Genomic DNA, 20774 nt, shown 5'->3' on the forward strand with positions numbered 1-20774 from the left:
TCCCCTTATTTTTAGGGAAATATGGGTATTTCCCAATTTAACCGGAATTTCTCCGCTTATTTTTCAAATAATTATTCGGTTTTTAGTGGAATCCAAATCTCAGAGTAGTATTCAGGACTAGATGGATTTCCAGATGAATATACCTCTAAGTCTGGTGTACCAGCATGCTCATAATGACTTGATGGAAACCATTCCGAGAATATTTGTTTCCAGGCATGATGCATAGCGTCCGGCATAGCTCCGTGAACTTCGAAAACTCCCCACTTTGACGCAGGAATCTGCAGCTCCAACAGACCCTCGGGTGCATCACCAGCATGATCTGTTGCAATCCAGTAATCCATTAATTGGGACTCTGAATCTCGTTTATCCACACATACGCCAAGAACTCCTTTGATTTGTCCATTATTCAACTGGAATAATAGATCGTTGGTTCCATCTTGATGAACTTCAGCCCACATTTTTGGTATCATAACTTGATTTTCTCCATTGATACATGAAAACTCACGCTTTACGCCAACGACTTTAAAACTTCCCTTTTCCACAATTTTGTAATTCATAGGTTCCGCTCCTTTCAAATTTACCTGAATGGCAGGCGATTGTATGATGTTAACTTTCCGCTGTTACGCGAGAACATACTGACTAAATATTGAGTTATAAACTTCTATTACTGACCAAAAAAGAAAAACAGTCCTAAAGAGTCAATTTACATATAGAATTTTGCTTGGTTAAGGTAAGTTTATATTAAAATCATAAATTCTTGCAAAACGGTAAAACATATATCCTGTCTCTATGTTTTTTTAAAATTTTCCATGGAGACAAAATAAGATGTAAGGGAAGGAAAGGGATGGATAAATATATACTGCCAGTTATAGTTGGCACCTTGTTGGGTTTTGTGGCAAGGATCATATTGTTACGTACAGATTTCCGTCAATACCCTTCATATCCGACAGGGAGAATTATACACCTTTCGTTTGGATTTATCGCTGCATTTATTGGAGCTGTAGCTGTACCATCTATTATGGAATCAGATTGGGCTGCCGTCACATTTTTGGGACTTGCTGCTACACAGTTTCGGGAAGTACGAAAGATGGAAAGAGAAACACTTGAAAAGATAGACTCCATGGAATTGGTAAAGCGTGGGGTAGGGTTTATTGAAGGGATGGCACAGGCATTTGAAGGTCGAAATTACATAGTTATGTTTTCTGCTCTTATTGCCACATTGTTTTCTGTTATAATATTTGGTTTGGAATCATAATCGGACTTATCCTTGTACTATTTGTAAGAACTAGGATAAAGGGGAAACTGTTAATGGAAATGGCCGATATTTCAGAGGGTGATATTCGGTTTGAGGGCCCAAATTTGTTTGTAAGTGATATTCATATTAAAAATGTTGGATTAGAGGAAAGCCGCAAGGTTATTATGGAACGAGCAGTTGGGGCTATTATTACCCCTGAAAATGAAAATAGCGTTGTAACATTATCTCATCTTGGGCAGAGACAGGCCATGTTGCACCATTTGGCAAATGTACTAGGTTCCTATCTTGATTCAGGAGAACCGGATTTGATTCCCCTTTCCAAGAGAAATATGGATGATGGAAGAGTTGCCTTGTTTTTCCTACCAAAAGAAAAAGATTTTAAACAAATTAAAGAAGTTTTAAAACATGTTCCTATCCTTGATAGCGCCATTCGTTTACCACGTCAATCTGATAAGGGAAAAGGAAGCAGTTAAAAGAAAAAGAGAAGAAGGAGCAACAACATGGGGCAACCAACGAAAATTCTTGCGGTTATTACAACAAAAAAGGAGAATATCATGCCTGGTGGTGCACCGGTTTTTATTACGGAGAATAGAGAGACACTGCAAAAGATTAGCTTTTCCTTATCAAAAACCCTTAATGCATCTGCACATGAGGTGGATTTAGACACAATAATCATCGTAGCACATTAGTATTTTATTCAAAAATGAAGCCTTAAACTTTGAACTAGGAAGTTTAAGGCTTATATTTGTGTGTCCATGGATAATTAGGTTCCTATGCTAATGGGAATAATTATGATAGTTTCTAATTTTAGTAGTGTTGGAGGAATGAAACATGTAACGGATATCTGTTGGGTAGTCACACATATGAAAAACAGTCATTATGGTGCAAATCAAACCAATGAAAAACAACCCACTTAAATTTCGATGTTGATAAGTGTAAAAATCAAACTAGTTTTAAATAAGGAAGAGAAAAGATGAGCAGGGTACCACTCAAATTCCCTCTCAATTCTTATTTAAGGTAGACTAATATATGTTATCCCCGTTAAAGATGGAACTTTTAACGACGACATAATCAACATAGCGAATGGCTTCCAACTTATTTCCCCCAGCATAGGAAATAGAGGATTGAAGATCTTGCTCCATTTCGGTCAGTGTATCTTGTAAAGAACCTTTATATTCAACAAACATTTTTTTGCCCTCTACATTTCTCTTTTCACCCTTTTGGAACTCGGAGGCCGAGCCAAAGTATTCCTTATAGCGCTTCCCGTCCTGCTCATATGTTTCTCCTGGAGATTCTTCATGACCAGCAAATAAGGAACCAATCATCACCATCTTCGCCCCAAATCGGACGGATTTAGCAATATCCCCATGGGTACGGATACCACCGTCTGCAATCACCGGTTTACTAGCAGCCTTTGCGCACCATCTTAGAGCCGCTAGTTGCCAGCCTCCCGTTCCAAATCCAGTCTTAATCTTTGTAATACATACCTTCCCCGGACCGATACCTACTTTGGTTGCATCTGCCCCTGCATTCTCTAATTCTCTGACTGCTTCCGGGGTTCCAACGTTTCCTGCGATTACAAAACTATTAGGAAGGTATTGCTTAATATGTTTGATCATCTTTACTACTGCATCAGAATGTCCATGTGCGATATCGATCGTTATGTATTCTGGAGAAAGTTGTTCATCTGCTACTTGTTGGATAAATTTATACTCCTCCTCTTTCACTCCAACACTAATAGAAGCGTATAACCCGCGAGAATTCATATCTTTTATAAAAGAGATTCTCTTCTCTGGCTCGAAACGGTGCATAATATAAAAGTAATTATTTTCTGCTAAATAAATGGCGATCTTTTCGTCAATAATCGTCTGCATATTTGCAGGCACCACTGGGAGCTTAAATCTACGGCCGCCAAAGGATACCGATGTATCACATTCAGAACGGCTTTTTACAATACTTTTGGCCGGAACCAATTGAATATCTTCATAATCAAATACATTATCCATAATACTCCTCCTCAGGACACGACAGGTAGACTTAAATTGAATAAAAAACATAGTCTTTGCAACAATAGGTTTTGAGGTTTCAGGGGATCTTATACATCAGACAAGTTTAAATGTGTGTTGCTAATGCTAGTAGAGAGGCTGTATACTGCTATAAAATGAAAAGGCTGGTTGCATACCGGAGGATGTCCGGTGAAATTAGAGTACCAATCGAATCCTAAGGAGATGCTTTTATGAAATTCGGAATCAGGAAGCCAAGCTTGAAGAAAAGAATTTCAGCTAGAACGAGTATCAAGAGACAGATTGTCCATCGGGCAGGATTGAAAATGCCTCGGGGTTATGGATGGCTGAGAAACCCCAAAAAGTATGTCTATAACAAGGTTTATAATCGTACAACGTTTGATATTTTTAAATTGATTAAAAAGCTATTCAAATAAGAGAGAAGAAGGGGTGAAAGGAAAAAGTAGAAATCAACTACTACCTAATTATTCTTAAGCTGAACTTATTTGGAATCTTCGGAAGATGTACGACTATGATGTCGCGTATGTGATAGGAACTGTTCGCATTATAAAATGAGTGTCCAACTTTTGTGGTGGACACTTTTTTGTATTTTCAAAAAAATATAGGCGTGGAATATCATTATGAAACGATAAAAGTTGAGTAGTGACACAGGCACTGAGATTGTCGACCTATTAATATTTCTGTTAGTAATGATACTTATCTGAAATATTTGTTAAATACAGCCACTCATCAAAATGTTGTCAAGTCCTTAAATGGTAATAATTTTTGGTAGATTTTCCATTAATTATTATATGCTAAAATAGGAGATTTTTGATTAAAAAATAACTGTAAAGGCTTATCTTTATAGTCTAAATACAATTTAGGGGTCAGTAAAAAGAGCAAGTAGTGTTTTTGTCTGTAAATTCCTCCCATAAATATGACAAAAATCGTATGGTACGATGAATCTGTAAATACGGCATTTATTTTAGGAGGATGTTATCATGATCAAGAAAAAAGCACTTCTAACCGTAGCAGCTGCTGCAGCTGTACTAATGGCAAATCCATCATTAAATAAAGCAGAGGCTGCTTCCTATAACCCAGAAGTTCAGCAAAAGGTGTATGTTTATCAAGGCTCAAATCTGAATGAGATTAATAGTATCATTGAAAAATATCTTGCTAGTTTTGGCATAACAATTCCACAAACTGTCAAAAAGCAGCCAGTGCCGGCACAAACAACTCAACCAGTACCAGCACCAACACAACCTGCACAGACAACAACTCCACAACCGGAGCAGCAACAACCTGTAAAAGCACCGAAACCATCTACACCAGAAGCAACAGGTACTTTAAGTGCATATGAGCAAAAAGTGGTTGACCTAACCAATCAAGAGCGTGCAAAAAATGGTCTACCTGCGCTTAAAGTTGATTTAACACTTAGCAAAATGGCACGTGAAAAGTCTCGTGATATGTCTGCAAATGGCTATTTTAGCCATACAAGCCCAACATACGGTTCACCGTTTGATATGATGAAAAAATACGGAATTACCTATCGTACTGCAGGTGAAAATATTGCGATGGGACAGCGGACTCCGGAAGAAGTGGTCAAGGCTTGGATGAATAGTGAAGGCCACCGCAAAAACATTCTTAGCTCAAACTTTAACTATATTGGTGTTGGTTATGTCTCACAAGGTAACTATTGGACACAGGAGTTTATCGGTAAATAAAACGTTTAGCTTGGGGTAAGTATTCCCCAAGCTTTTTATATGAAATTAGCAGCAAATGTGAATCTATTTGCAATGTTTGTAGGTTAATTGGAAGCAGTAAAGGACCTCTTATTCGACAAGATATTTTCCAGGAAATAAACAAAAGCTCGTTTTTCAAATAGTTAAGGGGAATTATGCCGATAAACTAGCAAATATGTAAAGGAAATTACCACAAATCGACATCTTCCTGTAATTTCAATGACACAACTCTTTGGTAATCTAATGATAAAATGCGGATTTTCTTAAGGAGGACCATGAAATGAGAAGGAGAAAAAGGAGGAGGCTTAACTGGCGTAATATAATAGGTTTGTTCCTATTTATTATACTTATCGTCGGGAGCGTCTATGGGTTCTCTGTATATAAATCTTTTAATAAGGCAGCAGCAACCATGCATGAACCGCTGGATGGCAAACAACGTAAGGAGAAGCAGCCTGAAGATTTAAAAAAGAAAGAACCCTTTTCCGTTTTAATGCTGGGTGTTGATGAACGGGAAGGAGATAAAGGCCGTTCCGACACGATGATTGTCTTAACAGTAAACCCAAACAATCATTCAGTCAAAATGCTGAGTATACCTAGGGATACCCGAACAAAGATTGTTGGTAAGGGGAAAGAGGACAAGATTAACCATGCTTACGCATTTGGCGGGGTTTCGATGGCGGTAGATACGGTGGAGAATTTCCTTGATATTCCGATTGATTATTATGTGAAAATCAATATGGAAGGCTTTAAGGATATTGTTGATACTGTTGGCGGAATTGATGTCGAGAATGATTTTGCTTTTAAAGTGGATGGATATACTTTTCCTGCCGGTAAGATTCATCTGAGTGGCGAGGAAGCATTAAATTATACAAGAATGAGATACGATGATCCGAATGGGGACTTCGGACGTCAAGAACGCCAGCGCCAGATCATTCAAGCCGTAATCAGTGAGGGTGCAAGCATATCTAGCTTATCAAAAGTCCCAGATATTCTCCAGGCCATTGGCAGTAATGTCAAAACAAATCTTACCATTGAAGAGATGATTTCCATCCAAAAGAATTATAAAGATGCTAGTAAAAACATTGAGCAATTAGCAATCCATTCAGAAGGAAAAATGATTGATCATATCTATTATGGAATTGTAACGTTCGCAGAACAAAAGCGACTTCAGGATGAATTGAAAACACAATTGGAAATGGATAATGAAAGCTGATGATTCAACATATTAATAATGACGATCGAGTTTTAAACGAGCGATTAAAGGACTGAGTTTACTATTCTCAGTCCTTTTCTTTTTTCTAAACTATGATTTGTAATCATGGGGAAAAGAAGGTTATATTTAACTGAAAGAGAACCAATTTAACTACTTATAGAGTGGAGATGATAGATTTGTATATACCTAAACATTTTAAAATTGATAATGATGAAGTTATCTATAATTTTATTGAAAAGAATAGTTTTGCGACCTTGTTTTCTCAGCATAATGGTGAACCTTATGCCACTCATCTGCCTCTGCTTTTAAATAAAGAAGAAGGTTTTTTGTATGGACATTTTGCCCGTCCGAATGAGCAGTGGAAGGATATTGAAAATCAAAATGTTCTTGTAATCTTTCAAGGCCCTCATTGCTATATCTCACCATCTTGGTATGAAACCGATCAAGCCGTACCAACTTGGAATTATGTTGCTATACATGTTTATGGTCAGTTGGAGATTGTCGAAAATGAGCAGGAAGTCTATGAATCGTTGCTGGATATGGTAAATAAATATGAAAAACCAGGCAGTTCCTATCATTTAGAGGATGTTGATGACAAGTACATAAAGGGAATGAGTAAAGGAATTGTCGGTTTTAAAATCAAAATAAATAAAATAGAGGGGAAGGCAAAACTTAGTCAAAATCATCCAGTTGAACGACAAGAATTAGTCATTAAACAACTGGAAAATTCCTTAGATCAAAATAATCTACAAATTGCTGAACTTATGAAGAAAAATCTGTTAAGTGGAAAATAAAATTTCACGAAATAGAGGCAAGGACCGATAAGATGAAACACAGTTTAGAGGGCAAGAGTGGATTCGTATTCCCCATTTTATGGAGCTTAAGTTTAGAAAGAGAATGTCCTTCAGGTCTAAATGAGGGGCATTTTATTTTACCTGCCTAATTGGTTTCCAACCATTGACAAATAGGAGTGTATTCATTATGATTTATTTATTAATCAATAAATAAATAAATAAATCATGATAAGGATGGTAGCAAACGTGGCAGTCCGAGAAGATAAGAAAGAAATCATTATCGAAAATGCAGTAGGGGTATTCGCTGAGAGGGGGTACTATAAAGCAACTACAGCAATGGTTGCAAAAGCTGCTGGAGTGACACAGCCGTATGTGTTTCATTTTTTTGAAAACAAGGAAGAATTATTCAAGGCCGTTATTGATACTGCATTTGGCCGTATTTATGATACTTTTAAGGAAGTGCATGCACCAGCAGACCAATTAATCGAAACGATGGGGCAAGCATTTGAACAAATTATCCAAACACATCGTGATGAGGTTTTAATGGTCATGCAAGCTCACGCTATTTCCGATACAGGCATTCGCGAACACGTCAGGAGCTTATTTCTCCAAATGTTTGAATCATTAACATATAAGTTTGAAAATGCGGGTATTCCAAATGCCAAAGAGACAGCCGCACATTTTATTGGCACAGGATTATTAATTACAGTTGCAGAAGTTTTAAATCTGCCGCAATTAACGACTGGAAAAGATCATTGTTAAAAATAGGAGCAATCTTGCTCTCCTTTTTTTAATAATGCATTTATTGATTAATAAATAAATTTTTTTGATTTTTTATTTATTGATTGATAAATAAATAATATAAGAGAGAAGGGACTATTTATGTTGAAGTTTTTGAAGGCTAATGTAAAAGAAGGTGTACCATCTGTTAAGCTTTTTGAAGGAGAACAAGCTCTAGTAATCACGGGTTTAATTGGTTTTATCCTATCAGCTGGCATTGCTATTTTTATCTTTTTTAACGGGCATGCCATTGCACCAGAAGGAAATATGAGAGATGCCTTTTCCTTTAATGCTGCGATAGGCATGTTTATACTATCGATAGCTGCAATCATGCCGCTTGCGGGATTTGGATCAAGGAAAAGGAAGACTGTACGTTTTTTTTTTATCATAGCAACCATGTATTCCTATGCTATTGAAACCATTCAGAACTTCCGAGGCATTAATCCAAGGTTTTCTCGTGAAGGAACGGTAGTCGATATAGGTGCAGGAATGCTATTTGGGGTTATTTCATTAGTACTTGTAACTTTAGCCATTGTGCTTATGATCCAATTCTTAAAGATGAAACCGCCTTATGAACAACCCTTGCTTATACAGGGAATTCGATATGCATTTCTCTCTGTCTTTGCAGCAAATATGGCAGGTATATGGATGATTTTGTTACAGGACCGCCTTACACAGGATGGAGGTAATATCATTATCCTGCATGGATTAGGTTTTCACGCGCTTCAGACATTAATCTTGCCTGCATGGCTTTTGGAAAAAGTCCATGTACAGGACCGCTTGAAAAAATGGCTGATCCAAACTGGCAGTATGGCTTGGATGCTGTCCATTTTACTAATCGGCATCCAAACTGCATTAGGTCAGACTGTTTTTGAGTTAACCTTATTACCAATTCTTGCAGGCCTGTTATTGCTTATTTGGTTTGGAACAGTAATGGTATCGTGTGGGTTATTAATGAAACAATTGAGAATAGAAATACAGATTACAATCACTAAAAAAGAATTGGTTAAAACTAAAAGTTAATGAAAAGAAACCTAGGATAACCAGATGATTAGCTATTCTAGGTTTCTATATTGTTAGTTAACTTATTTTAGGCAAAGAAGTGATTTATGTATCCTTCAAAAAGTGGGTGATCCACTTTTTGTTAATAATGGCTGTTTTAAGAGTAAAGGGCTATTCCGACCAGCCCTGAAAGTAAAATAACATAAACAGGATTCCAACGAAGTTTTAATAAGGCAAATAAAGATAATCCAAAGATGATGACATAGCTAATTGAACGGAAAGTGATACCCATGGTTATCATGTTATTGGCAAGTGCAAATTTTATTGCCGCAAAAATGATTAGGCTTGTAACTAAAGGTTTCAATCCATAAAAAATTCTTTCGACCAAAGGATTATGATGTAATTTAACAAAGAACGCTGCTACCGTGGTGACTAGGAGTAAGGAGGGCAGCAAAATTCCAATGGCTGAAACAATAGCCCCTCTGATGCCTGCAGCTGAATATCCTATAAGAATCGCACTATTCGCGGCGATTGGTCCCGGGGACATTCCTGCAATTGCAAACATATTTGTCAGCTTTTCTGCAGACATCCATCCGTATTCCGTTACAGCCTTTTCAATAATTGGAATCATCGCATAGCCCCCTCCAAAGGAGACAAAGCCCGTGATAAAAAATGTTTTAAAAAGTTCCCATAATACCATTTCTTTGCACCTCCTTCTCCTTAGATTCCAGCACCCATGAAATAATCGGGGTTAATGGTTGGATCATCTTCCTTCCTCTTTTGCATGTCAATGCTGTAGCCCAATTTTCTTTTAAGGGGGACAATAATTAATCCAGTTATGGCTCCAAAAAGAATGGCGATTACCGGATGGATGAAAAACAATACAGGCACCCCAGCAGCCATAATAAAGAAGGTAGTCTTGTCGGAAATGGCTGTTTTTGCTATTTTAATCGCGGCATATACAATGATTGCAACAATTGTCACTCGTATTGATACGAATGCTGCTTCTAATTTTGGATTATCGTGAATGAAATAATAGGAAACACCTAATGTAAGAACAATAAAAAAGGTCGGCAGCGAAACCCCCAGCATAGCTGCTAGTGCCCCTCTGATTCCACCTATTCTGTGACCGATAAATGTTGCTGTATTTACAGCAACCGCTCCCGGTACAGTTTGAGATAGGGCAATCACATCGCTCATTTCATCATTTGTTAACCATTTTCGCTTATCTACAATTTCCTTTAAAAGAGCCGGGATCATGGCAAAACCCCCGCCAAACGTCAAAGGACTAATCTTAAAAAAAGTCCAAAAAATATAAAACAACAACTTCCATTCCACGTGCATCAATACCCTTCTTTCCAAAAGGCCTTAGAACAAACATCCAATTCAACCTATAAATATAGTAAATAGTTCTAGCAGTCTATTATAAAGGTACCAAAATAGAGAGGAACGGTAAATGGCAACAAATGTAAATGATAACAAATATAAACGATAATAGTTATAATTTGGTGACAGGCACCACTAAAGTACAACTGTCCACCTCGGGTGGACAGTAAAGGGCGGAGAAAATTGGATTCTCACAATCCATTTTCATATCTCCTTGGTTTTATTTTAGATTCCAGCGCCCATAAAATAATCAGGGAAATTAGAATGATCGTCTTTTTTATTATGTTTGATTTCCTTGGTGTCACGGCCCATTTTTTTCTTAATAAAAGTCGCTGCTAAGCCGATTAAAGCTCCAAGAAATATGGCGACAATTGGATAGATGAAGAAAAGTGCGAGAACTCCTGCAATCATAATACAAAAGGTGGTCTTATCAACAATAGCTGTTTTTGCTATTTTAATAGCTGCATAGCCAATTATCGCTACAATGGTAATTCTAATGGAGGTAAAGGCAGCTTCTAGCTTTTGATTATCATGAATGTATAAATAGGAAATCCCTAATGTTAGAACAATTAAAAAAGTCGGAAGCGATACACCAATCATAGCTGCTATTGCCCCTTTTATGCCTCCAAGTTTGTGGCCAATAAATGTTGCAGAATTAACCGCAACCGCTCCAGGGACTGTTTGAGATAAAGCTATCACATCTGTAACTTCCTCGTACGTGAGCCATTTTTTTCTTTCAACAATAACCTTTATGATTAATGGTACCATTGCATAGCCCCCGCCAAACGTAACAGGACTAATTTTGAAAAAGGTCCAAAAAATGTAAAACAGTTTTTTCCATTCCCGCATTCTATACACCCTCCTTTTCACTTTTTAGAAATGTATATCTACTTATGGATTGAGTTTCTTTCTACCTATAACGTTACCAGAAAAATGTTAGATGTGAAATTGCAACAAATTTATAGGCTATAACAAAAACGTATAGCTCAACTGATTCTAAACCATTGATTATGATACTATAAAAGCATAGTTGTCTTTGGAGGGAATTCTGTTGAATATTGAAAGCTTAAAAATGTTTTGTTTAGTGGTGGATGAGGGCAGTATTAGTCAAGCCGCTCGATTAAGCTTTGTTTCTCAGCCTGCGGTTACAAGGCAGATTCATCAATTAGAAGACTCATATGGAACATTGTTATTTGACCGTACGGATGGAAAGCTCAGGGTAACTGAGGCGGGAAAAATGTTATACCCTTTTGCAAAAGCAATTGTTGGTGATTATAGCCGTTCTAAGGAAGTCATTAAGCAGGCAATGGGGCACAACCAGTCTAACCTTAATGTAGGTGCAACCTTTACCATTGGAGAATATTTATTACCCAGTTTGTTAGGGAAGTTTAAAAAACAACAGCCTGAAATAAGGGTAACGTTGACAATCAAAAATACTCCCGGTGTGTTAGAGGATTTAGCCAATGATGTCATCGATATGGCTTTAGTGGAAGGGATTGTTGAGAGGAACGACTTTATTGTTGAGGAATTTGCAGATGATGAGCTCATTCTTGTATGTTCACCTGACCATACTTGGGACAAACAGATTCAAATAGAAGAGTTATTAACAGAACGTATGATATTGCGTGAATCGGGTTCGGGAACACGATTGATCGTCGAAAACATGTTAAGAGAAAATGGAATATTAGAAAAAATCGATAGTTATATGGAATTAGGCAGTACCCAGGCAATCAAAAGTGCTGTAGAAGCAGGCCTAGGAATTAGTATTCTTCCAAGATTAACAGTAGAAAGAGAGCTTCAACTTAATCTTCTCCGTGATATAGACATAGATGGTGTTACAATCATGAGAAAATTATGGCTGGTCAAAAAACCCCAGCGCTTTAACAAAGCCGGCGTCTCCCAATTTTTAGAGTTCATTCAAAATAAATGATGTAGTTTCAAATGAACTTTGATCTGTTCCTGTTTGAAAAAACGAAACGTTTGATTGGATTGCTGCAAGTTATGGTAAATTAGGTTTTGCAGAACGAATCAAACGTCGTTTTACTAGGGATTAATGTTGCCCTTTACTGTTAGGGTCCTTAATCGATACATTCTTCGGTCGTTGTGGATAGGAGGCCTTGCCTTCATCATCCGGACCCGTGAGCTGGTTTCTTTGATTTAGGACTTTCCCTGTATATTCGATTGGATTATTCTTTGACATGATTAACACCTCCATGTCATAGTATGCTTGAAAAGTAAATGACAAATACAAAAAATGGGACTTGTTATGAGTAGGGGGAGAAAAAATGGCAGCACCAAAACATATCGTTTCAGCGGCATCCATTGTATTAAATGAAAAGAATGAAATTTTATTAATAAAAGGTCCGCGACGAGGCTGGGAAATGCCTGGGGGACAGGTAGAAGAAGGGGAATCCATAACCGATGCCGTAATCAGAGAAACAAAGGAAGAATCAGGGATAGACATTGAGGTTGTAAAGTTTTGTGGGATTTTTCAAAATATAGGGGACTCCATCTGTAACACACTATTCTTAGGGAAGCCGATTGGCGGAGAATTGACGACCAGTCCAGAGAGCCTGGAAGTAGGTTTCTTTCCACTAGATGAAGCCTTAGAAATGGTCACATGGAATAACTTTAGACAAAGGATTGAATATTGTTTAGATGAGAAACAGCATCCTTTTTACATTGGATTTTAAAAGATATACATAAAAAAAGCGGCTTCTATATTAGAAGCCGCTTTATATAGCTTAATGGAGACTATCCCGCCCCTTTTTCTTGTTCTTTTAATCATCCACCAAAAAATAAATCAAGGATATTGGAAGCCTTAGATGATTTTTTATTATAGAATTCGGAATAACCACAGTTTTTGCAGAAGATAACTATAAATGTGTTATGTTGAATATCAAGTATTTTGGAAATGCCAGTTCCAGTCATAGCCACTTCTTTTTGTCCCGTATCTCTAGAACCGCATTTTATACAACCTTTTTGGCTCATTGCAAATCCCCCCTGTTTAAACTATTCCATATATTTACGCATGATATATTCAAAGGGTTTCATAATAATCAAAAACTTAAGCTTGTCCCCATATGAGAAAAAGGTTAAAATTCAATAAAACTAGAAAAGAGGGATGAAAGTGGCATTTGATATTTCTATGTTAGGCATGGGTTATTTTAGCCTTGATGCAGCAGCAGTCGATAAGAGTCCAAGTGAAATGGTGATCACTGATAGTAAAGAGGAAACATACTACATCGTATCACGGGAAGTATACGAAAATGGACCACAGCAAGAAGGATATAAAATTATCGTGAATGAAGGAGAGTAAACGACTTTCCATAGGAATTACATATATGTTCATTGAATGATTGTGTAAAAGGAAGGAAGGCTCGATGGGATTCGAGCCTTTTTTCTATTTTAAAAGTTTTATTTAACATCGTGAGTAAGGAATAAGAACCAGCTTTGCGGTTAAAATGATGTAGAAAATACTCTAGATGGAGGGGCTTTCATGAGTGAAAAACCAACGGAAAAAGAGTTACATGAGGTTATTGAAAGAAGAAGCACAGGAAAGACAAGCTTTGCTGAGTTTTTGAAGGAATTATATAAAATTGGAATTATTCAATACGATATTGATGTTGCCACAGGTCAAGCCACATATAAAGGCGAGCTCTCAGATATTAAAACAGAACCCCAAGTGAACTTTGTAATATCAAGTCAATTCAATAGAAATCAGGCAATACAAGCAATCACAAACATTACACTTCCATTTTTAGATTTTCTAAGAGAAATTGGTAACGCAGGAATTGCAGCGTATAACGTAAATATTACTGAAAAAAAGGCTACTTACGCGGGGATAAATGGCGAACAAATAGTAGAACCACTGCAACTTTAAAATTTGACGAGTGCGAACGAACGTTGAGTTAATTTTTTATAAAGGATTAGTCCTCTAGGGAACTCTATAGATAGATGGGATGTGCAGGTGATGTTTTCTTTAAAAGGGGATGCTCACAAAGTTTTCTTACGATTGAAAAGAACATTACATAATGGCGATACCATAATAGACATGAAGGAATATAAGGAGATTGATGAGATACAATCTCTTTATCGGTCACTTGATAGCAATACCTTGCAATTGATACATTACCGTATGATTAAAGAATACAACGGGTCGGGAATGATTCCTATTTTGGTTTCCTCTGCTCCCTGGTTGTTACTGTTATTTTCAAAGCAATTATCTGCCTATTTGTTTAAAGAGGGGAAATGGTTGTGGGCTGTATTTAGTACTGTTTATATCATTGCCCTTGCGGTAAGTGTGATTCTTCACTTTCGCGAGAAAGCATGGGCTGCTTTTCATATGGAAATCATCCAAGATATATTAAAAGAAAGAGGAAATGCAAATAATAAGGGTCATTCTAATTCTTAATGTTCCTTATTATTTGCATCCAGAATTAAACTTTTTTAATTCATTGAATATCTGATATAGTAGTCTTTTAGAAAGATAGAGGAGATGAAGACTACACGATGAAATGTTTCTCAATTGATTTAGACGGTACATTATTAAATTCTGAACATGATATATCTGAAGCTAACCTACAAACCATCAATGAGTTGCGTGAACAAGGTCATGCAGTTATTCTAAATACAGGCAGGGCATATGCCGATGTTATAAAACTTAAAGCACTAGAAAATGTAGAGATTCCGATATTTTGTGTGAATGGATCGGTATTATTCTCGGAAAAAAAAGAGCTGCTCTATGAGGCAACGATATCGATTGAAACGTATAAACAACTGTTTCCGATATTAAAGGGATTAGGTGTAGGAATTTTAGTTTACACCAATTATGGCGGCTTTCCATCGACATTGCCTCCGCTTCATAAAAAAAGCAAAGAAGAACTCAATACTCTTTTTGAGGAATTCAATTATGACGAAATTCTTGAAAAAGATCAGTTGAAAATCTATAAACTCATTGCTCTGACACACCATGATCAACTAGAAAAAGTGGAAGAAGTTAAGAATGCATTAGGGGATAAGTTTGAAATTTCCATGGCTTCTTCGTTCCCAAATAACGTGGAAATCACTTCAAATGAGGCACATAAAGGAAAAGCGTTATTACGCTATCAGAAAATGATGAATTTGAACTTTGAGGAGATTATTGCCTTTGGCGATGGTGGTAATGATCTTGCTATGTTCGAGGTAGCGTCCACTTCTGTTGCAATGGCAAATGCCCCGCTTCATGTACAGCAAAGAGCAAACATCGTTACAAAGTCTAACGACGAAGATGGTTTTGCCTATGCAGTTCGTCATTTGTTAAATCCTCAAACAGCAACAATCGTAATATAATCAAAAGCCCAGTTTCCCATTAGTGAAGGGAAATTGGGCTATTAATTATTCGTTAGAAACTGGCTTTTTCAAGAAGCCCAATAAAAATGCAGAAACTAGTGCACCAATCACTACTGCAAGTAAATACATCAACCAGCTGCCATCCACGAGTGGGATAACGAACAATCCACCATGGGGAGCACGCAGTCCAATACTGAACATCATCGATAATGCACCTGCAATGGCTGAGCCGACCAAGACAGAAGGGATGACACGAATGGGATCAGCTGCTGCAAATGGAATTGCTCCTTCTGTGATAAAGGATAGTCCCATAATATAGTTTACTTTTCCTGCTTCCCGATCTTGTTTGCTGAATTTCTTCTTAAAGAGTGTTGTAGCGATGGCGATTGCTAATGGAGGAACCATCCCTGCAGCCATAATTGCAGCCATTGGTTCATAAACACCATTTGCCAGTAATCCAGTTCCAAATACATAAGCAGCTTTGTTAACCGGGCCGCCCATATCAAACGACATCATTAAACCTAAAATAATGCCAAGTAAAACCGCATTTCCCGTACCTAGACCTGATAACCACTCAGAGATAGCAGTATTCAAGGCACCAACAGGTTTATTCACAACAAACAACATAATAAATCCGGTTAAGGCGATACCTAATAAAGGATATAGCAGGATCGTTTTAATCCCTTCCAAGGAAGAAGGCATACCAGCCAATACCTTTTTCAAACCAACCACTAAATAACCTGCCAAGAAACCTGCTACAAGTCCTCCTAAGAATCCGGCACCGCCGCTAGTTGCCAGCATACCGCCGACCATACCCGCAGCAAAACCTGGGCGATCCGCAATACTCATTGCAATAAATCCTGCTAAAATGGGAACCATTAAGGCAAAAGCATTTCCGCCGCCAATCGTCATTAACGCCTCAGCGATCGGATGATAAGTTGGGTCATTAGGATCTGCTGAATTAATGCCAAACATAAAACTGATAGCGATTAAAATACCACCGCCAACAACGAATGGAAGCATATTCGATACACCGTTCATTAAGTGCTTATAAATAGTTGATCCAATTCCTCTACCGCTTGTTTGTTCACTTTCCTGATTAGACTTTCCACTGCCGCTATAAATAGGAGCATCTTGCTTTAAAGCTCTTTCGATGAGTTCCTTTGGTTTACGGATCCCATCAGCAACAGGTGTTTCTAATACATGCTTGCCATTGAAACGATTCATTTCAACCTTTGTGTCCGCGGCCACAATAACTGCTACAGCATTTTCAATTTCATCTGCTGTTAGGACATTTTTTGCCCCGCCAGAGCCGTTTGTTTCAACTTTTATATCAACACCCATTTCTGCTGCTTTGGCTTTTAACGAATCAGCAGACATATAGGTGTGGGCAATGCCTGTAGGGCAGGCGGTTACCGCAACAATAAATTGTTTCTTGCCAGCCATAGACTGTTCTTCTTCTTTTTCCTCTTGGTCATGAGAATTAATAATGGATAAAACCTCATCAGCGGTACTCGCTTCTAAAAGCTGTTTGCGTACTTCATCTTTTAATAGAATCGTTGAAAGTCTTGAAAGTGCTTCTAAATGTGTATTGTTTGCCCCTTCTGTTGCTGCAATCATAAAGAAGAGGTGGGAAGGCTGACCATCAAGAGCTTCATAGTTTACGCCAGCTTTCGATCTTCCAAAGGCAATCGCCGCATGCATAACTGCGTTTGTTTTCGCATGAGGGATGGCAATGCCTTCTCCAATCCCAGTTGTACTTTGTTCTTCTCTTTTTATAATGGCGGCTTTATATTCAGCGCGATTGTTTAACTTGCCTGCGTGATCTAAAGACGTCACTAACTCTTCAATGGCACCGATCTTAGTGGTACTTGTTAAAGAAAGGTTAATGGTTTCTTTTGTTAAGAGTTCTGTAATCCTCATCGTCATTCTCCTCTTAGGTTTGTCTTTTCTATTTTTACTTGAGGGAGTAAGCCTTCCATTTTTTCGCGTGTGCATAATCCGATTGAAAAAGCAGTCGCACTGCCAGCTGCCACACTAAAACGGAAGGCTTCTTCGAGTGATTTTGTTTTTTCATAGGTTGCAATAAAACCAGCTACCATGGAATCTCCTGCACCCACAGAGCTTTTTACTTCACCTTTAGGGACTGTGGCAATCAAGGCTATGTCCTTATTGATGAGAACAGCACCTTTATCAGCAAGGGATACAATCACGTTTTGCGCACCTTGTTTCACAAGCTCTTTCGCATAGGGAATGACTTCTTCACAAGATGTAATAACTGTATTGAATAAGTCACCAAGTTCATGGTGATTTGGTTTTATTAAGAAGGGGTGTAATGGAAGTACCTTCTTAAGTAATTCACCTTCCGCATCGACAACAAACTTCGCGCCATTTTCATAACAATGTTTTACAAGCTCTTCATAGGTACTTTCTGGCATAGTGGATGGAATGCTGCCAGCGAGAACAAGGATATCTTCATTTGTAAGATTCCTAATTTTATCTTTTAAGGCTTCAAAATTTTCTTCGGAAATATTGGGGCCTTTTGCGTTAATTTCTGTCTCTTTTTCAGACTTAAGCTTTATATTGATTCGTGTATCCTCAGCAACATTCACAAAGTCAGTGTGAATTCCTTTGGATGATAGGAATCTCTCAATATAATCTCCGGTAAAACCCCCAATAAATCCGAGGGCACGACTGTCAACATCTAATCGTTTTAATACTTGGGAAACATTGATTCCTTTTCCACCTGGAAATTTAGTTTCCTTTTTTGTTCTATTTAATTCTCCAAGGGTAACTTGATCAACTTCTACAATGTAATCAAGTGATGGGTTTAACGTAACAGTATAGATCATGATGAAACCACCTTAATTTTAGTCTTACTATGGTATTGCTCCTTCGTATCAGGGTCTAACTCATTGGTAATAATTGTTGCCAGATGAAGGTCGGTAATTTTTGCAAAAGCAATTTCTGAGAATTTTGATTCATCTGCCACGACATATGCTTCGCTCGATAATGAAATGGCCAGTTGTTTGACCATTGCTTCTTCAGGGTCGGGAGTTGTATAACCGAATTGTGAATGGATTCCATTTACTCCCATGAAGCACTTGTCGAATCTGTAATGTTCCAGGCTATCTAATGCACCGCGCCCAATCAGCGCTTTAGTGGTTGGTTTTGCGTAACCGCCTATTAAAAATGTTTTAATATTTTTTTCCAGAAGTTCATTTGCATGTGATAGTCCGTTTGTTACAACGACAATGTTATCGGGAAGAAAAGGGATCATTTCAACGATTGTTGAACCTGCATCCAAATAAATGCAGTCACCTTCGTTCACTAAACCCGCCGCATATTGGGCGATTTGACGTTTTGCTTGAAGGTTTTTGGATGATTTCTCACTCATACTAGGTTCCTGGAGCTTTCCTTGTAGCCTGGCAGCACCCCCGTGCACACGCTTGAGAAATTTCCCTTGTTCTAACTGAATAAGATCTCTTCGGATTGTTGATTCAGAGGAATTTGTTAATTCAACGAGTTCTTGAAGTTTTACAGAACTCTTTATTTTTAATGCATCTAATATAATTTGATGGCGATCCGGCTCTAACATAATCAATGCCTCCTAAAACGCTTTCAAGTTTTTCTACTTTCATCTTACAATTAAAAGTGATTAAAATCAATCATAAAAATTCAAAAACATTCATTTTCGTTCAAAAAGTGGCAAATAAAAAAGGATGCTTATTTAGCATCCTTGTAACAAATAGTGTTCCCCTTAGAATTAGTAAAAACAAAGATATTTCATAGTTTAATAATACTAATTTCTGGAAGGAAGAACGGTGAATTCTTTCTGAACTTTTTAGACTCTTTGCACTTTTAAGTAATAAAACAGTTTTAGTTAAAAATATAGATATATTTGAAACCTTATTGAGTATAATACGTATATGAACAGTAGAGGAATTGAAAAAAATTTATAGATAGGAAGAAAAAATTTGGGCACAAATATTTTGGTAATAGCAAATTATATCTATGATATTTATTATTGGTTAATTTTGATTAGTATTTTTGGTTCTTGGTTCCCGCAATTTCAAACATCCAAAATAGGGATGCTGGTTGGAAGACTCGTTAACCCTTACTTATCTATCTTTAGGAAATTTATCCCGCCGCTTGGAATGATTGATTTTTCACCAATCGTTGCGATATTAGCTTACAGCTTTATAGGGAGATTTGCTTTAGAAGGTCTTCGCCAATTGTTAGTCATGTTAGGTGCATTCTAATTAAAAAATTTTACTATATAGGGCCTTACTTACTTTTCATCGTAAGTAAGGCCCTATTGCTGTATTTTGAGTATCATTCCACTGGTAAATTAAGTTAAAATAAATAGAAAGGACAGAGGAGAGATTTGGTATGAAATCGGTATTAATACTCGGGGGAACGCAATTTGTTGGCAAGAGGCTGGTACAATTATTAATCGATGACGGGGTTGAAGTTACTATCGCAACAAGAGGTCTGACAGCTGATGCCTTTGGTAATCAAGTTTCTCGATTGATAATCAACCGAGAAGACTCAGAGTCTCTGTATACAGCTTTTAAAGATAAGGAGTGGGACGTAGTATTTGATCAAACGTGCTATTCCTCTCAAGAAGCACTTGATACTTTGAACGCATTAACAGGAAAAGTTCAAAAGTATATCTTTACATCGAGTCAGGCAGTATATGATTTTGGCATCAATCATAAAGAAGAGGGTTTTAACCCTTTAGAATTTACCCCAGTTTTAAAAACTAGGAGAGAGTACATAGGGTATGTTGGCTATCAGGAAGCAAAGCGTGCAGCAGAGGCAATTCTATTTCAAAAAGCTGCAATTCCTGTGACTGCGGTGCGTTTTCCAATCATTTTAGGCCAAGACGATTATACGAACCGCTTAAAATTCCACGTAGAGCATGTGAAAGATGGAAAAGCAATGTTTATCGAAAATCCTGATTTAAGGTATAGCTTTATTGATTCTGGTGAAGCAGCTTCGTTTTTATATTGTATCGCTCAATCCGATTTTCATGGAAGTATCAATCCAGGATCACAAGGAGACTGCAGTTTAGGCGAACTAATTTCTTTAATAGAAGAACTTGTATCCGTTAAAGCAATTCTACGTGAGGATGGTGAGCTATCACCTTATAATTTTCCTGGTTCTTGGTCTGTGAATACGGATCTTGCTCAGTCATTGGGATACAAATTTACAACATTAGATAAGCTTTTAAGAGATTTAATTATTTACTATTCATAAAGGGGG

The 20774-nt window shown here is 37.4% G+C and carries 25 protein-coding genes and 1 pseudogene; 16 read left to right on the forward strand and 10 right to left on the reverse strand.

Translation table 11 applies throughout. The features are described from left to right. Positions 1-71: 71 nt before the first annotated feature. Positions 72-557 (reverse strand): GyrI-like domain-containing protein, encoded by a 486-nt coding sequence (locus AC2TFD_RS04570; protein ID WP_484675086.1) that lies wholly within the window; start codon positions 555-557, stop codon positions 72-74. A gap of 287 nt (positions 558-844) precedes the next feature. Between AC2TFD_RS04570 and AC2TFD_RS04575 the strand changes: the two are divergent. Then, positions 845-1728 (forward strand): annotated as a pseudogene (locus tag AC2TFD_RS04575) (YIEGIA family protein). A gap of 27 nt (positions 1729-1755) precedes the next feature. Continuing rightward, positions 1756-1944 (forward strand): capping complex subunit for YIEGIA, encoded by a 189-nt coding sequence (locus AC2TFD_RS04580; protein WP_484675087.1) that lies wholly within the window; start codon positions 1756-1758, stop codon positions 1942-1944. 333 nt (positions 1945-2277) lie between these two features. On the opposite strand, the gene guaC is transcribed toward AC2TFD_RS04580, so the two are convergent. Beyond that, on the reverse strand, positions 2278-3261 hold the full coding sequence (gene guaC, locus AC2TFD_RS04585; protein ID WP_484675088.1) for a GMP reductase: 984 nt from the start codon (positions 3259-3261) through the stop codon (positions 2278-2280). 230 nt (positions 3262-3491) lie between these two features. Between guaC and AC2TFD_RS04590 the strand changes: the two genes are divergently transcribed. The 6 genes from AC2TFD_RS04590 (at position 3492) to AC2TFD_RS04615 (ending at position 8810) form a co-directional block, all read left to right on the forward strand. Beyond that, on the forward strand, positions 3492-3695 hold the full coding sequence (locus AC2TFD_RS04590; protein ID WP_335509760.1) for a hypothetical protein: 204 nt from the start codon (positions 3492-3494) through the stop codon (positions 3693-3695). A gap of 564 nt (positions 3696-4259) precedes the next feature. Continuing rightward, positions 4260-4982, forward strand: coding sequence for a CAP domain-containing protein (locus AC2TFD_RS04595; RefSeq protein ID WP_484675089.1), 723 nt, complete (start codon positions 4260-4262; stop codon positions 4980-4982). Positions 4983-5280: 298 nt separating this feature from the next. Beyond that, positions 5281-6213 carry an LCP family glycopolymer transferase gene (locus AC2TFD_RS04600; protein WP_484675090.1) on the forward strand — a complete coding sequence of 311 codons (933 nt, stop codon included), beginning with the start codon at positions 5281-5283 and terminating at the stop codon, positions 6211-6213. A gap of 176 nt (positions 6214-6389) precedes the next feature. Continuing rightward, on the forward strand, positions 6390-7007 hold the full coding sequence (locus tag AC2TFD_RS04605) for an FMN-binding negative transcriptional regulator (protein ID WP_484675091.1): 618 nt from the start codon (positions 6390-6392) through the stop codon (positions 7005-7007). A 246-nt stretch (positions 7008-7253) separates the two neighbouring features. After that, the gene (locus AC2TFD_RS04610; RefSeq protein ID WP_335509768.1) at positions 7254-7769 is read left to right on the forward strand and encodes a TetR/AcrR family transcriptional regulator; all 516 of its coding nucleotides are present in this window, start codon (positions 7254-7256) and stop codon (positions 7767-7769) included. A 120-nt stretch (positions 7770-7889) separates the two neighbouring features. Beyond that, positions 7890-8810: a hypothetical protein gene (locus AC2TFD_RS04615; protein WP_335569004.1), complete on the forward strand. Its 921-nt coding sequence runs from the start codon at positions 7890-7892 to the stop codon at positions 8808-8810. A 136-nt stretch (positions 8811-8946) separates the two neighbouring features. Here AC2TFD_RS04615 and AC2TFD_RS04620 read toward each other — a convergent pair whose 3' ends face one another. The 3 genes from AC2TFD_RS04620 to AC2TFD_RS04630 all read right to left on the reverse strand — a co-directional run bounded on the left by AC2TFD_RS04620 (position 8947) and on the right by AC2TFD_RS04630 (position 11024). Then, a complete protein-coding gene (locus AC2TFD_RS04620) occupies positions 8947-9489 on the reverse strand; it encodes a chromate transporter (protein WP_335509772.1) in 543 nt (180 codons plus the stop codon). A gap of 20 nt (positions 9490-9509) precedes the next feature. Further along, on the reverse strand, positions 9510-10133 hold the full coding sequence (locus tag AC2TFD_RS04625) for a chromate transporter (RefSeq protein WP_484675092.1): 624 nt from the start codon (positions 10131-10133) through the stop codon (positions 9510-9512). Positions 10134-10400: 267 nt separating this feature from the next. Further along, positions 10401-11024 (reverse strand): chromate transporter, encoded by a 624-nt coding sequence (locus AC2TFD_RS04630; protein WP_335569006.1) that lies wholly within the window; start codon positions 11022-11024, stop codon positions 10401-10403. A gap of 202 nt (positions 11025-11226) precedes the next feature. Here AC2TFD_RS04630 and AC2TFD_RS04635 point away from each other — a divergent pair, with 202 nt between their 5' ends. Then, positions 11227-12105, forward strand: coding sequence for a LysR family transcriptional regulator (locus tag AC2TFD_RS04635; RefSeq protein ID WP_335516463.1), 879 nt, complete (start codon positions 11227-11229; stop codon positions 12103-12105). 120 nt (positions 12106-12225) lie between these two features. Here the strand turns inward: AC2TFD_RS04635 and AC2TFD_RS04640 are convergent, their stop codons facing one another. Further along, on the reverse strand, positions 12226-12375 hold the full coding sequence (locus AC2TFD_RS04640) for a hypothetical protein (RefSeq protein ID WP_335516467.1): 150 nt from the start codon (positions 12373-12375) through the stop codon (positions 12226-12228). Positions 12376-12460: 85 nt separating this feature from the next. On the opposite strand from AC2TFD_RS04640, the gene AC2TFD_RS04645 reads away from it, so the two are divergent. Next, positions 12461-12868, forward strand: coding sequence for an NUDIX hydrolase (locus AC2TFD_RS04645; RefSeq protein ID WP_335516470.1), 408 nt, complete (start codon positions 12461-12463; stop codon positions 12866-12868). 91 nt (positions 12869-12959) lie between these two features. Here the strand turns inward: AC2TFD_RS04645 and AC2TFD_RS04650 are convergent, their stop codons facing one another. Then, entirely contained in the window at positions 12960-13166 is a 207-nt protein-coding gene (locus tag AC2TFD_RS04650) for a zinc ribbon domain-containing protein (RefSeq protein WP_335516473.1), read from the reverse strand. Positions 13167-13305: 139 nt separating this feature from the next. On the opposite strand from AC2TFD_RS04650, the gene AC2TFD_RS04655 reads away from it, so the two are divergent. The 4 genes from AC2TFD_RS04655 to AC2TFD_RS04670 all read left to right on the forward strand — a co-directional run bounded on the left by AC2TFD_RS04655 (position 13306) and on the right by AC2TFD_RS04670 (position 15506). After that, positions 13306-13494: a hypothetical protein gene (locus AC2TFD_RS04655; protein WP_335516476.1), complete on the forward strand. Its 189-nt coding sequence runs from the start codon at positions 13306-13308 to the stop codon at positions 13492-13494. 180 nt (positions 13495-13674) lie between these two features. Next, on the forward strand, positions 13675-14058 hold the full coding sequence (locus AC2TFD_RS04660; RefSeq protein WP_335516479.1) for a DUF1398 family protein: 384 nt from the start codon (positions 13675-13677) through the stop codon (positions 14056-14058). Positions 14059-14148: 90 nt separating this feature from the next. Beyond that, complete coding sequence (locus AC2TFD_RS04665) at positions 14149-14589, forward strand: hypothetical protein (protein WP_484675093.1); 441 nt, start codon at positions 14149-14151, stop codon at positions 14587-14589. A 98-nt stretch (positions 14590-14687) separates the two neighbouring features. Further along, entirely contained in the window at positions 14688-15506 is an 819-nt protein-coding gene (locus tag AC2TFD_RS04670) for an HAD family hydrolase (RefSeq protein WP_484675094.1), read from the forward strand. Between the two features lie 45 nt (positions 15507-15551). On the opposite strand, the gene AC2TFD_RS04675 is transcribed toward AC2TFD_RS04670, so the two are convergent. Genes AC2TFD_RS04675 through AC2TFD_RS04685 form a run of 3 tightly spaced genes read right to left on the reverse strand, consistent with a single transcriptional unit; the run spans position 15552 to position 19104 of the window. After that, complete coding sequence (locus AC2TFD_RS04675; protein ID WP_484675095.1) at positions 15552-17429, reverse strand: PTS fructose transporter subunit IIABC; 1878 nt, start codon at positions 17427-17429, stop codon at positions 15552-15554. A gap of 2 nt (positions 17430-17431) precedes the next feature. Continuing rightward, positions 17432-18358 carry a 1-phosphofructokinase gene (pfkB, locus tag AC2TFD_RS04680; protein ID WP_484675096.1) on the reverse strand — a complete coding sequence of 309 codons (927 nt, stop codon included), beginning with the start codon at positions 18356-18358 and terminating at the stop codon, positions 17432-17434. After that, positions 18355-19104: a DeoR/GlpR family DNA-binding transcription regulator gene (locus AC2TFD_RS04685; RefSeq protein ID WP_484675097.1), complete on the reverse strand. Its 750-nt coding sequence runs from the start codon at positions 19102-19104 to the stop codon at positions 18355-18357. Before AC2TFD_RS04685 ends, pfkB begins: the two co-directional genes overlap by 4 nt. 379 nt (positions 19105-19483) lie before the next feature. Between AC2TFD_RS04685 and AC2TFD_RS04690 the strand changes: the two genes are divergently transcribed. Next, positions 19484-19768 carry a YggT family protein gene (locus tag AC2TFD_RS04690; protein WP_335511134.1) on the forward strand — a complete coding sequence of 95 codons (285 nt, stop codon included), beginning with the start codon at positions 19484-19486 and terminating at the stop codon, positions 19766-19768. A gap of 130 nt (positions 19769-19898) precedes the next feature. After that, the gene (locus AC2TFD_RS04695; protein WP_335569009.1) at positions 19899-20768 is read left to right on the forward strand and encodes an NAD-dependent epimerase/dehydratase family protein; all 870 of its coding nucleotides are present in this window, start codon (positions 19899-19901) and stop codon (positions 20766-20768) included. Positions 20769-20774: the final 6 nt, after the last annotated feature.

The organism is Neobacillus sp. plas4 (genome assembly GCF_057221695.1).

Excerpts from the sequence above, each read along its gene's own strand:
- AC2TFD_RS04570 (WP_484675086.1), bottom strand. The coding sequence starts at position 557 with ATGAATTACAAAATTGTGGAAAAGGGAAGTTTTAAAGTCGTTGGCGTA.
- AC2TFD_RS04580 (WP_484675087.1), top strand. The coding sequence starts at position 1,756 with ATGGGGCAACCAACGAAAATTCTTGCGGTTATTACAACAAAAAAGGAG.
- guaC (WP_484675088.1), bottom strand. The coding sequence starts at position 3,261 with ATGGATAATGTATTTGATTATGAAGATATTCAATTGGTTCCGGCCAAA.
- AC2TFD_RS04590 (WP_335509760.1), top strand. The coding sequence starts at position 3,492 with ATGAAATTCGGAATCAGGAAGCCAAGCTTGAAGAAAAGAATTTCAGCT.
- AC2TFD_RS04595 (WP_484675089.1), top strand. The coding sequence starts at position 4,260 with ATGATCAAGAAAAAAGCACTTCTAACCGTAGCAGCTGCTGCAGCTGTA.
- AC2TFD_RS04600 (WP_484675090.1), top strand. The coding sequence starts at position 5,281 with ATGAGAAGGAGAAAAAGGAGGAGGCTTAACTGGCGTAATATAATAGGT.
- AC2TFD_RS04615 (WP_335569004.1), top strand. The coding sequence starts at position 7,890 with ATGTTGAAGTTTTTGAAGGCTAATGTAAAAGAAGGTGTACCATCTGTT.
- AC2TFD_RS04620 (WP_335509772.1), bottom strand. The coding sequence starts at position 9,489 with ATGGTATTATGGGAACTTTTTAAAACATTTTTTATCACGGGCTTTGTC.
- AC2TFD_RS04625 (WP_484675092.1), bottom strand. The coding sequence starts at position 10,133 with ATGCACGTGGAATGGAAGTTGTTGTTTTATATTTTTTGGACTTTTTTT.
- AC2TFD_RS04630 (WP_335569006.1), bottom strand. The coding sequence starts at position 11,024 with ATGCGGGAATGGAAAAAACTGTTTTACATTTTTTGGACCTTTTTCAAA.
- AC2TFD_RS04640 (WP_335516467.1), bottom strand. The coding sequence starts at position 12,375 with ATGTCAAAGAATAATCCAATCGAATATACAGGGAAAGTCCTAAATCAA.
- AC2TFD_RS04645 (WP_335516470.1), top strand. The coding sequence starts at position 12,461 with ATGGCAGCACCAAAACATATCGTTTCAGCGGCATCCATTGTATTAAAT.
- AC2TFD_RS04650 (WP_335516473.1), bottom strand. The coding sequence starts at position 13,166 with ATGAGCCAAAAAGGTTGTATAAAATGCGGTTCTAGAGATACGGGACAA.
- AC2TFD_RS04660 (WP_335516479.1), top strand. The coding sequence starts at position 13,675 with ATGAGTGAAAAACCAACGGAAAAAGAGTTACATGAGGTTATTGAAAGA.
- AC2TFD_RS04665 (WP_484675093.1), top strand. The coding sequence starts at position 14,149 with ATGTTTTCTTTAAAAGGGGATGCTCACAAAGTTTTCTTACGATTGAAA.
- AC2TFD_RS04670 (WP_484675094.1), top strand. The coding sequence starts at position 14,688 with ATGAAATGTTTCTCAATTGATTTAGACGGTACATTATTAAATTCTGAA.
- AC2TFD_RS04675 (WP_484675095.1), bottom strand. The coding sequence starts at position 17,429 with ATGAGGATTACAGAACTCTTAACAAAAGAAACCATTAACCTTTCTTTA.
- pfkB (WP_484675096.1), bottom strand. The coding sequence starts at position 18,358 with ATGATCTATACTGTTACGTTAAACCCATCACTTGATTACATTGTAGAA.
- AC2TFD_RS04685 (WP_484675097.1), bottom strand. The coding sequence starts at position 19,104 with ATGTTAGAGCCGGATCGCCATCAAATTATATTAGATGCATTAAAAATA.
- AC2TFD_RS04695 (WP_335569009.1), top strand. The coding sequence starts at position 19,899 with ATGAAATCGGTATTAATACTCGGGGGAACGCAATTTGTTGGCAAGAGG.